Annotated in this window: 6 protein-coding genes; 5 read left to right on the forward strand and 1 reads right to left on the reverse strand. The window is 64.2% G+C overall.

What is annotated here, in order from left to right; genetic code table 11:
• The first annotated feature begins 118 nt into the window (after positions 1–118).
• From ACN9MV_RS03855 to ACN9MV_RS03865, 3 genes are all read left to right on the forward strand, one after another.
• Complete coding sequence (locus ACN9MV_RS03855) at positions 119–1480, forward strand: dicarboxylate/amino acid:cation symporter (protein WP_426391348.1); 1362 nt, start codon at positions 119–121, stop codon at positions 1478–1480.
• A gap of 93 nt (positions 1481–1573) precedes the next feature.
• The gene (locus ACN9MV_RS03860) at positions 1574–3427 is read left to right on the forward strand and encodes a sensor histidine kinase (protein WP_426391349.1); all 1854 of its coding nucleotides are present in this window, start codon (positions 1574–1576) and stop codon (positions 3425–3427) included.
• A 7-nt stretch (positions 3428–3434) separates the two neighbouring features.
• The gene (locus ACN9MV_RS03865) at positions 3435–4802 is read left to right on the forward strand and encodes a sigma-54-dependent transcriptional regulator (RefSeq protein ID WP_426391350.1); all 1368 of its coding nucleotides are present in this window, start codon (positions 3435–3437) and stop codon (positions 4800–4802) included.
• Between the two features lie 22 nt (positions 4803–4824).
• Here ACN9MV_RS03865 and ACN9MV_RS03870 read toward each other — a convergent pair whose 3' ends face one another.
• Complete coding sequence (locus tag ACN9MV_RS03870) at positions 4825–5550, reverse strand: response regulator transcription factor (RefSeq protein ID WP_426391351.1); 726 nt, start codon at positions 5548–5550, stop codon at positions 4825–4827.
• Positions 5551–5621: 71 nt separating this feature from the next.
• Between ACN9MV_RS03870 and ACN9MV_RS03875 the strand changes: the two genes are divergently transcribed.
• Positions 5622–7610 carry a sensor histidine kinase gene (locus ACN9MV_RS03875; RefSeq protein WP_426391352.1) on the forward strand — a complete coding sequence of 663 codons (1989 nt, stop codon included), beginning with the start codon at positions 5622–5624 and terminating at the stop codon, positions 7608–7610.
• Between the two features lie 435 nt (positions 7611–8045).
• Positions 8046–8735 carry a winged helix-turn-helix transcriptional regulator gene (locus ACN9MV_RS03880; protein ID WP_093178242.1) on the forward strand — a complete coding sequence of 230 codons (690 nt, stop codon included), beginning with the start codon at positions 8046–8048 and terminating at the stop codon, positions 8733–8735.
• Positions 8736–8759 lie beyond the last annotated feature (24 nt).

Genomic DNA, 8759 nt, shown 5'->3' on the forward strand with positions numbered 1-8759 from the left:
AAATCAAGGACTTAGCGCGCGGTGCGACCGGTGCCGTGCGTGGCATGTCGATTGCTGAACCACGGGGCCGGCCGCGCGCCCCGCTGCGGAGCCTGGCCACGAAATTGGAGACAACCCGATGAGCCACCCCGTGGAACACACCACCGCACCCAAGCCCTTCTACAAATCCCTGTATTTCCAGGTCATCACGGCCATCGTGCTCGGGGTGCTGCTGGGGCATTTCTACCCCGACACCGGCGCTTCGATGAAGCCGCTGGGCGACGGCTTCATCAAGCTGATCAAGATGATCATCGCGCCGATCATCTTCTGCACGGTGGTGGTGGGCATCGCCGGCATGGAAGACATGAAGAAGGTCGGCAAGACCGGCGGCCTGGCGCTGCTGTACTTCGAGATCGTGAGCAGCATCGCGCTGGTGGTGGGCCTGGTCATCATCAACATCGTGAAGCCCGGCGTGGGCATGAACGTCGACGTGAGTCAGCTCGACACCAAGAGCATTGCGGCTTACACCGGCCCGGGCAAGATGCAGAGCACCACCGACTTCCTGCTCAATATCATCCCGAACACGGTGGTCGACGCCTTCGCCAAGGGCGAGATCCTGCAGGTGCTGCTGATCGCGGTGATGTTCGGCTTCGCGCTGCACAAGTTCGGCGGCCGCGGCACGCTGGTGTTCGACGTAATCGAGAAGGGCTCGCACGTGCTCTTCGTGATCGTCGGCTACATCATGAAGGTCGCGCCCATCGGCGCCTTCGGCGCCATGGCCTTCACCATCGGCAAGTACGGCGTGAGCTCGCTGTTGCAACTGGGCCAGCTGATGGCCACCTTCTATGCCACCTGCCTGTTCTTCATCTTCGTGGTGCTGGGGCTCATAGCGAGGTTCCACGGCTTCAGCATCTGGAAGTTCATCAAGTACATCAAGGAAGAACTGCTGATCGTGCTGGGCACCTCGTCGAGCGAGTCGGTGCTGCCGCGCATGATGGCCAAGCTGGAGAACCTGGGCGCGAAGAAGTCGGTGGTCGGGCTGGTGGTGCCCACGGGCTACTCGTTCAACCTCGACGGCACCTCGATCTACCTGACGATGGCGGCGGTGTTCATCGCCCAGGCGACCAACACCGACATGACGCTGACGCAGCAACTCACGCTGCTGGCCGTGCTGCTGCTTACCTCGAAGGGCGCTGCGGGCGTCACGGGCAGCGGCTTCATCGTGCTGGCGGCCACGCTGTCGGCCGTGGGCCATGTGCCGGTGGCGGGGTTGGCGCTCATCCTGGGCATCGACCGCTTCATGTCGGAAGCTCGCGCGCTCACCAACCTGATCGGCAACGGCGTGGCCACCATCGTGGTCGCCAAGTGGACCGGCGACCTCGACACCGTGCGCATGCATCAGCACCTGGACCAGGAAAGCACGGTGGAAGCCGACGAGCCCGAGCGCGTGCTCGACGCAACCGAGGCGCATATGCCCGCCAGCCCGGCACGGCAGGCCTGACCCCTTCCTTGCCGGCCCCGCGAAAGCGGGGCGGCGCAGGGCCATCGGGCTGCCACCGATGCGGACGGCCCGGCCTTGTGCAATAACGCTCCCATGATTTCAAGGGAGCCGGCCCGGCGTTTCGATGGACCTACCGACAATGCCAGGGGATGGCGCGGCCTGCCGCGCTGGTGCGGCGCACTGGCCCTGGTGGCCGTGGCCGCCTTTGCCGGCCACCAGATCGCCATGCAGGCCGGCCTGGCGCGCCTGCGCGAGGCGGCCGAACACCGGCTCGACATGCTCGCGACCGGGCTCGACGCCGACCTGGCCCGCTTCGACTACCTCCCCGCGCTGCTGGAGATGACGCCCGTCGTGCCGGCGCTGCTCGGCACGCCGACCGACACTCGCCTGCGCGACGTGGTCAACCGCTACCTCGACGGCGTCAACGCCACCGCCGGTGCCGAGATGCTCTATGTGCTCGACGCCGCCGGCACTTCGCTGGCCGCATCGGACTGGGACAAGCCCGGCACCACCGTCGGGCAGGACCTGTCGTTCCGGCCCTACGTGATCGATGCGCTGGGGCAGGGCAGGGGCCGCTTCTACGGTGTGGGCATCACCAGCAAGCGGCCGGGCTACTACCTTTCGTATGCGTTGCGCCGCGGCCAGTCCGCGCGCGGCGTGGTGGCCGTGAAGATCAACCTCGAAGAGACCGAGCGCGCCTGGCGCAAGCTGCCCGGCGACGTGGCGCTGATCGACCAGCGCGGCGTGGTCATTCTTTCCACGCGCGACAACCTGAAGTTCCGCCCGCTGCTGCCGCTCGATGCGCTGCAGCGCGCCGAGGTGCTGCGCTCGCGCCCCTACGGCGAGGCCACCCTGCAGCCGCTGCAGTGGACGCAGAAAGAAGCGCTCGACCGCGACGTGCAGGTGATCTCGCTCGACGGCGTGGACCAGCTCGCTTCGGCCCGCACCCTGCGCGGCGCGCCGTGGCAACTGGTGGTGCTCGACGACCTGGTGCCGCTGCGCGTGGCGGCGCGCAATGCAGCCATTACCGCCAGCCTCGCGATGGCGGTGCTGCTGCTGGTGGCCGTCGCGCTGTGGCAGCGCCGCCGCGCGGTACGCCAGAAGCTGGCCAACCAGGCCGCGCTGCAGGCGGCGCACGACACGCTCGAATCGACCGTGGTGGCGCGCACTGCGCAGCTGCGCGCCGCACAGGGCGAGTTGGTGCACGCCGGCAAGATGGCCGCGCTGGGCCAGATGTCTGCCGGCGTGGTGCACGAACTCAACCAGCCGCTCACGGCCATGCGCACGCTGTCGGAAAGCGCCACCATCCTGCTCGACAAAAGCCGCCTGGACGACGTGCGCGGCAACCTCGAGCGCATCCGCGGCATGGTCGACCGGCTCGCGCGGCTGACCTCGCAGCTGCGAACCTTCGCCTACAAGGGCGAGCTGCCGCTGGCGCCGGTGCAGCTGTCGCATGCCATCGCCGACGCGCAGGTGATCGTCGCCGAGGCCTCGAAGAAGCAGCGCGTGACCATCGAGGTCGACGTGCAACCCCCGGCGCTGAGCGTCATGGCCGAAGACGCCGCGCTGGGCAGCGTGCTCGCCAACCTGATGCGCAACGCCATCGACGCCATGCAGGACGCGCCGGTCCGCACGCTGCGTCTGGAGGCGCGGCCGAAGGAGGGGCGTGTGCTCCTGTCGGTGACAGACACCGGCCCGGGCATTCGCCCCGACATCCTGCCGCGCCTGTTCGAACCCTTCGTCACCGGCAAGGCCGCGGGCTCGGGGCTGGGCCTGGGGCTTGTGATCTCGGCACAATTGGTGCGGTCCATGGACGGCTCGCTGCGCGCGGCCAACCTGGACGGCGGCGGGGCATGCTTCGTCATCGACCTGCCCGCTGCCATTGCCGTGATCCACAACCCGCCTGTCCCCTCCCATTCCCCCCTTTCCATTGCACAACAGGAGTGACCCCCAAGTGAGCGAAGCCCCTGCCATCCGGGTGCTGCTGGTCGAGGACGACGAAGACGTCCGCATCAGCACCACCCAGGTGCTGACCCTGGCCGGTTTCGAGGTCGAATCTTTCGCCAGCGCCGAGCGCGCGCGGCCGCACATCGGCTTCGGCGTGCCGACCGTCGTCATCAGCGACGTGCGCCTGCCGGGCCTGAGCGGCACCGAGTGGCTGCCCGAGCTGCGCAACGTCGATGCCGAACTGCCCGTGATCCTGGTCACCGGCCACGGCCACATCGCGATGGCCGTGCAGGCCATGCGCGAGGGCGCCTACGACTTCATCGAAAAGCCTTTCAGCTCCGAGCGGCTGGTGGCCATCGTGCGCCACGCCATCGAGCGTCGCCAGCTCAGCCTGCAGGTGCGCGCGCTGCGCGACGCGCTGGAGAACTGGCAGGGCATCCAGTCCGTGCTGATCGGCCGTTCGGCGCAGATGCAGCAGGTGCGCCAGACCGTGAAGACGCTGGCTGAAACCTCGGCCGACGTGCTGGTCTACGGCGAGACCGGCACCGGCAAGGAGCTTGTCGCGCGCTGCCTGCACGACCACAGCGCGCGCCGCCGGCAGCATTTCGTGCCGCTCAACTGCGGCGGCCTGCCCGAGTCGCTGGCCGAGAGCGAGCTGTTCGGCCACGAGGCCGGCGCATTCACCGGCGCCAGCCGCATGCGCGTGGGCAAGTTCGAATACGCCAGCGGCGGCACGCTGTTCCTCGACGAGATCGAGAGCATGCCGATGGCGGTGCAGATCAAGCTGCTGCGCGCGCTGCAGGAGCGCAGCATCGAGCGCATCGGCTCCAACAAGACCATTCCCTTCGACTGCCGCGTGGTGGCCGCGAGCAAGGACGACCTGAAGGCCATGAGCGACCAGCAGAAGTTCAGGGCCGACCTGTACTACCGCCTGGGCGTGGCCTTCATCGAGCTGCCGCCGCTGCGCGAGCGGCGCGAAGATATTCCGCTGCTGTTCGAACACTTCACCCTGCAGGCCGCAAGCCGCTACGAGCGTCCCGCGCCGCTCTTGAGCAACGCGCAGCTGGCCGACCTGATGGCCTATGCCTGGCCCGGCAACGTGCGCGAGCTGCGCAACGTGGCCGACCGCTTCGTGCTGGGCCTGCTCGGCGAGCGCCTCACGCAGACACGTGGCGGCAACAGCGCCGAAGGCGTGCCCGCCTTGCCGCGCGGGTTGCCCCAGCAGGTGGAATCGTTCGAACGCGCGGTGATCGTCGAGGAGCTGCGCCGCCAGCACGGCGACCAGCCGGCTACGGCTGCCGCACTGGGCATTGCGCGCCAGACGCTGCACGACAAGGTGCGCAAGCTGGGCGTGACGGTGGACGAGTTCAAGTAGCAGCTCGCACTCGGCCCGCGCCTCAGGCCTGGAACTGGTAGCCGGTGCCCCTGACCGCGTGCAGCGGCAGCGACATGCCCGCCGCAAGCGCCTTGCGCCGCAGGCGGCTGACCACGGCATCCACGCGCTGAAGGTCGAAATTCTCGAGATCACCGCCAAGCGCGGTCGCGAGCTGCGAGCGGTCGACGGGCTTGTTGCGCTGCTTGAAGAGGCAGGCCACGATGGCCCGCTCCGACATGGTGAGGCGAAGCCCTCGCCCGTCGGGGTCGCAGAGGATCCAGTCGCCTTCCTTGAGCGTCCAGCGTCCCGTGCCGCGCGGGGCAGCCGGTGGTTGCGCCCGTTCGGCGCTGCTCTTCGATGCCTTGATGCGCCGGTAGACGCCTTCGAGCGTGGCCGCAAGCTCCTCGGCATGCACCGGCTTCACGAAATAGGCGTCGGCGCCGCCGCGCAAGCCGCGAACGCGGTCGTTGAGCTCGCCGCGCGCGGTAGCGAACACGATGCCGACGTTGCTGGCGGAACGCAGGTGCTGGGCAATCGAAAATCCGTTCTCGTCCGGCAGTTCGATGTCGATGACGACGATGTCGCAGCGGCTGACGGCATAGGCCCGGTAGAACTCGGAGGCCGTCGAGAATCCGGAGGCTGCGAAGCCCAGCTGGTTGAGGCTGTAGACAAGCGCTTCCTGAAGGTCTTCTTCGTCTTCGATCAGATAGACGACTATTTTTTTATCGGTGTCGGGTCTTGTAGTCATGGTGCGCCTCTCTTCGGTTTTTCAGAATCGAGAGTGCTGGGCGTCGAAGGTAAGCCGGATATATCAATAGCATGAAAGCAAAACCCTGCCTTGTTCTTTTTCTCGCGGTATTGCTTTGGCTGTTTGCTCAGGGTGCGGAAGCCCTTGTTCTGCAGGAAAGCAAAGGCAAGGAAGGGCCGATTTCATTGGCTGGGGAAGTGGAAATATTCCGGGACGCACCCGGGAATATCACCATCGAAGACATCTTATCGGCAGGTAGTGGCATAAAGTTTATACCCAGGGATGTCCGCTATCTCCAGAAGCACTCGGACGACGTTTTCTGGATCCGCTTCTCATTGCAGCAAGAGCCTGGTGCGGCGTCCGACTGGGTCGTGCAGATATTTCCGACCTGGGTCGACGATGTGAGGGTGTACAGCCAGGATCCGGCTGGAAAAATATCCCTCCATCAATTGGGAGACAGGCATCCATTTGCCAGCCGGGCCATACAGACCAGCGTGCTGGCTTTTCCGGTGGCCCTGGACTCTTCGCCCAGAACCTATTACCTGCGAATAAAAACGCATGGGCCGACCGTTTTCGATCTGAATGCCTGGCAGAAATCGACCCTCGAAAGATCGGAAATCAACCGGACGATATTCTTTTCCGCGTTCGCGGGAGCGATCTGCGTCATGGTGCTCATGAACCTGATTTTCTGGGTGTGGCTGCGAAGCAGCATCTATCCGATCTATGCGCTGTTCCTGGTGGCCATGCTGGTCGCAATTGTTGCCATGCAGGGGTATTCGAGCTCGTTGTTCTTCCCAGATGACCCGCTGCGCGCCGACCGCTTTGTCGATGTGACGTCGTGCGCACTGATGTCGATTGCGGCCGTGTTCGCGTGCCGGTTCTTCAACTATGGCCAGTACTCGGTCTGGGCGGCGCGGTTCATGTACCTCGCAGCGGCCGCCTTCGCCGCGATGATTCCATTTTCCCTCTGGTGGGGCATCGGCAACATCATCCAGCCGGCGGTGTATCTCGAGATAGTCGTCGCGCTTTTCAACCTTGCATTCGTCGTGTGGATCGTTGTCGGCCGAGGCGCCCGCCAGTACCTCCTTGCGGCGGTGGTCTTCGGCGTGGTGGATCTGTCGTGGATTTTCTTCTCGCTGGTGCTCCTGGGCTATGTGCAGGTGGACCAATCGTTCATTCTCGAAACCCTGATCCCGTTCTCGCAGCTGGCGAACCTGGCGTTGCTCAACTTCGCGGTGGCCAGCCGTTCCAGGCAGGCGGAACTGAAGCTGAGAGCCCAGCGCAAGCGCGCCTTCGACTCGATGAAGGTCGCCAAGCAGGCGCTTGAGGAGAGAGTCCGGCAGCGCGAGTTCGTGGCCATCGTCTCGCACGAGTTCCGCACGCCGCTGGCCATTGTCGACGCGGTGGCGCACGCGCTGGAGCTGTCTCCGTCCGGGCAGGACGACCGGGTGAAGCGCAGCGTCGGGAAGATCCGCAAGGCGATCCGCCGGCTCGCCGCGCTGATCGAGAACATCCTGCTGGACGACGCGCTGGAAGTCGGCTCGAGGCCCGTCGCCCGGAGCTTCGATCTTTGGGACGTGATCGGGAACATCCGCAGCATCGGGCTGCCTGAGGACAACGCCCGATTGAGTATCAGCGTGGCGCGGGGCCAGGCGATGTGTCGGGGCGATCAGACAAGAATCGAAATGGCAATCCGGAATCTGGTCCAGAACGCCCTGAAGTATTCGCCGGCGGAGTCGGCAGTCGATGTTCGATGCGACACCAGCGCGGACTCTTTCAGCGTGACCGTTTCGAACAAGGGAGCGCCGATTCCGGAGTTCGAGAGAAGCGGCCTGTTCGAACGCTACTTCAGGGGCGCCACGTCTGCCAACGTGCCCGGCTCGGGGCTCGGCCTCCACATTTCACGCACCATCGCCCAGCAGCACGGCGGCGACGTCACGCTGGTTGCCAGCGACGGCGAAGGCACGGTGTTCTGCCTGACATTGCCGCTGGACCTCGGGCATCAAGACCAGGAAGCGCCCCATGCGGCAAGTTTCGAGGCGCCGGCACTGAAAGTGTGAAGTTTTCGACGCGAAAAGAAAACGGTTTCATTGTCTCGGATGGGGCATTTATTGCCAATCTCCGTCATTAACAAGTGGCAAATGAGGCCGCGTATGTGCATCTTTTCTGGGTGCCGAGCTGAAAGCGCGATTTCCTGCATGGTATGAGTCGAAAGTTCGCATTTCTTAAGCTTCCGAGCTTGCTAACGACGGTCATTAACTGTCTTTAATTGTCATTGTCTAATGTGATTGTGAGCCGATACATTCCGCTGCCCAAAAGGGCATAGCGGAGTGCGGCGAGACGCCTCTCCGCGACATCCATTGATTGTTGTAACGGAGAGGTCGGAATGATTTCGTCAGAGTCCCGCGCCCACGGCTTGCGTCTGCAAGCATCTGAATGGAGCGCGGTCGGTGCCATCACCATAGCGCCGGTTTTCTTGTTCGTGGGAGCGCTCGATGGCGCAAACCGCGGTTGATCTGCTCGCGCAGCAGCGTCAATCGACCGGGCTTCCCCCCGTCGCATTCGATTTGCTGAGCGACTTCGCGAATGCGCTGCACGCGGGCCGGCGCTTTGGCGTGCTGCTCCTGACCCTGCCTTCAGGTGCCGACGTCCATTGGCTGCAGGCGATCCGTGGGCTGACCGACGCCCCGGTGCTGTTTGCGGCCAATGCCGACAGCATGGATACATTGCGGCGCATCGGCAGCGAATTTCCCGGTGAAAAGAATTTCGATTTTGTTCTTCCCCCATTCAATCTGGAGGAAATCAAATCGAAGGCGCAGCGTTTGCTGAGCCAGGCGAGCCTTGCCGCGCCGAGCTCGGTGAGCAATGAATTGCTGGTTTATAGAGGCTATCGCTTTCAGATCGGCGAGCGCAGGGTTTTCCATGAAGGACGGGAGATGCGCCTGCAGCCTCGCGAATACGACCTTGCCCTCGAGTTGTTTCGCAACAGGGATCGCCTGTTGAACAGAGACGAGCTGTACAGCCTCTTGTGGCGGGACATGGTCAATTTACGTTCTCGCGCACTGGATGTGTGCATTTTCAAGATCCGCAGGAAATTGAAAATAGAGCCGATAAATGGACTGATGCTCAGATCCGTATTCGGGCACGGATACAAATTGCACACGGTGACATCGACGATGGAATGAATGTCGAATTGCCTGGAGGCTCAG

The sequence above is a fragment of the Variovorax sp. R-27 genome, from assembly GCF_049913215.1.
Classification (GTDB): domain Bacteria; phylum Pseudomonadota; class Gammaproteobacteria; order Burkholderiales; family Burkholderiaceae_C; genus Variovorax.

Coding starts and splice junctions, on each gene's coding strand:
- ACN9MV_RS03855 (WP_426391348.1), top strand. CDS start 119: ATGAGCCACCCCGTGGAACACACCACCGCACCCAAGCCCTTCTACAAA.
- ACN9MV_RS03860 (WP_426391349.1), top strand. CDS start 1,574: ATGATTTCAAGGGAGCCGGCCCGGCGTTTCGATGGACCTACCGACAAT.
- ACN9MV_RS03870 (WP_426391351.1), bottom strand. CDS start 5,550: ATGACTACAAGACCCGACACCGATAAAAAAATAGTCGTCTATCTGATC.
- ACN9MV_RS03875 (WP_426391352.1), top strand. CDS start 5,622: ATGAAAGCAAAACCCTGCCTTGTTCTTTTTCTCGCGGTATTGCTTTGG.
- ACN9MV_RS03880 (WP_093178242.1), top strand. CDS start 8,046: ATGGCGCAAACCGCGGTTGATCTGCTCGCGCAGCAGCGTCAATCGACC.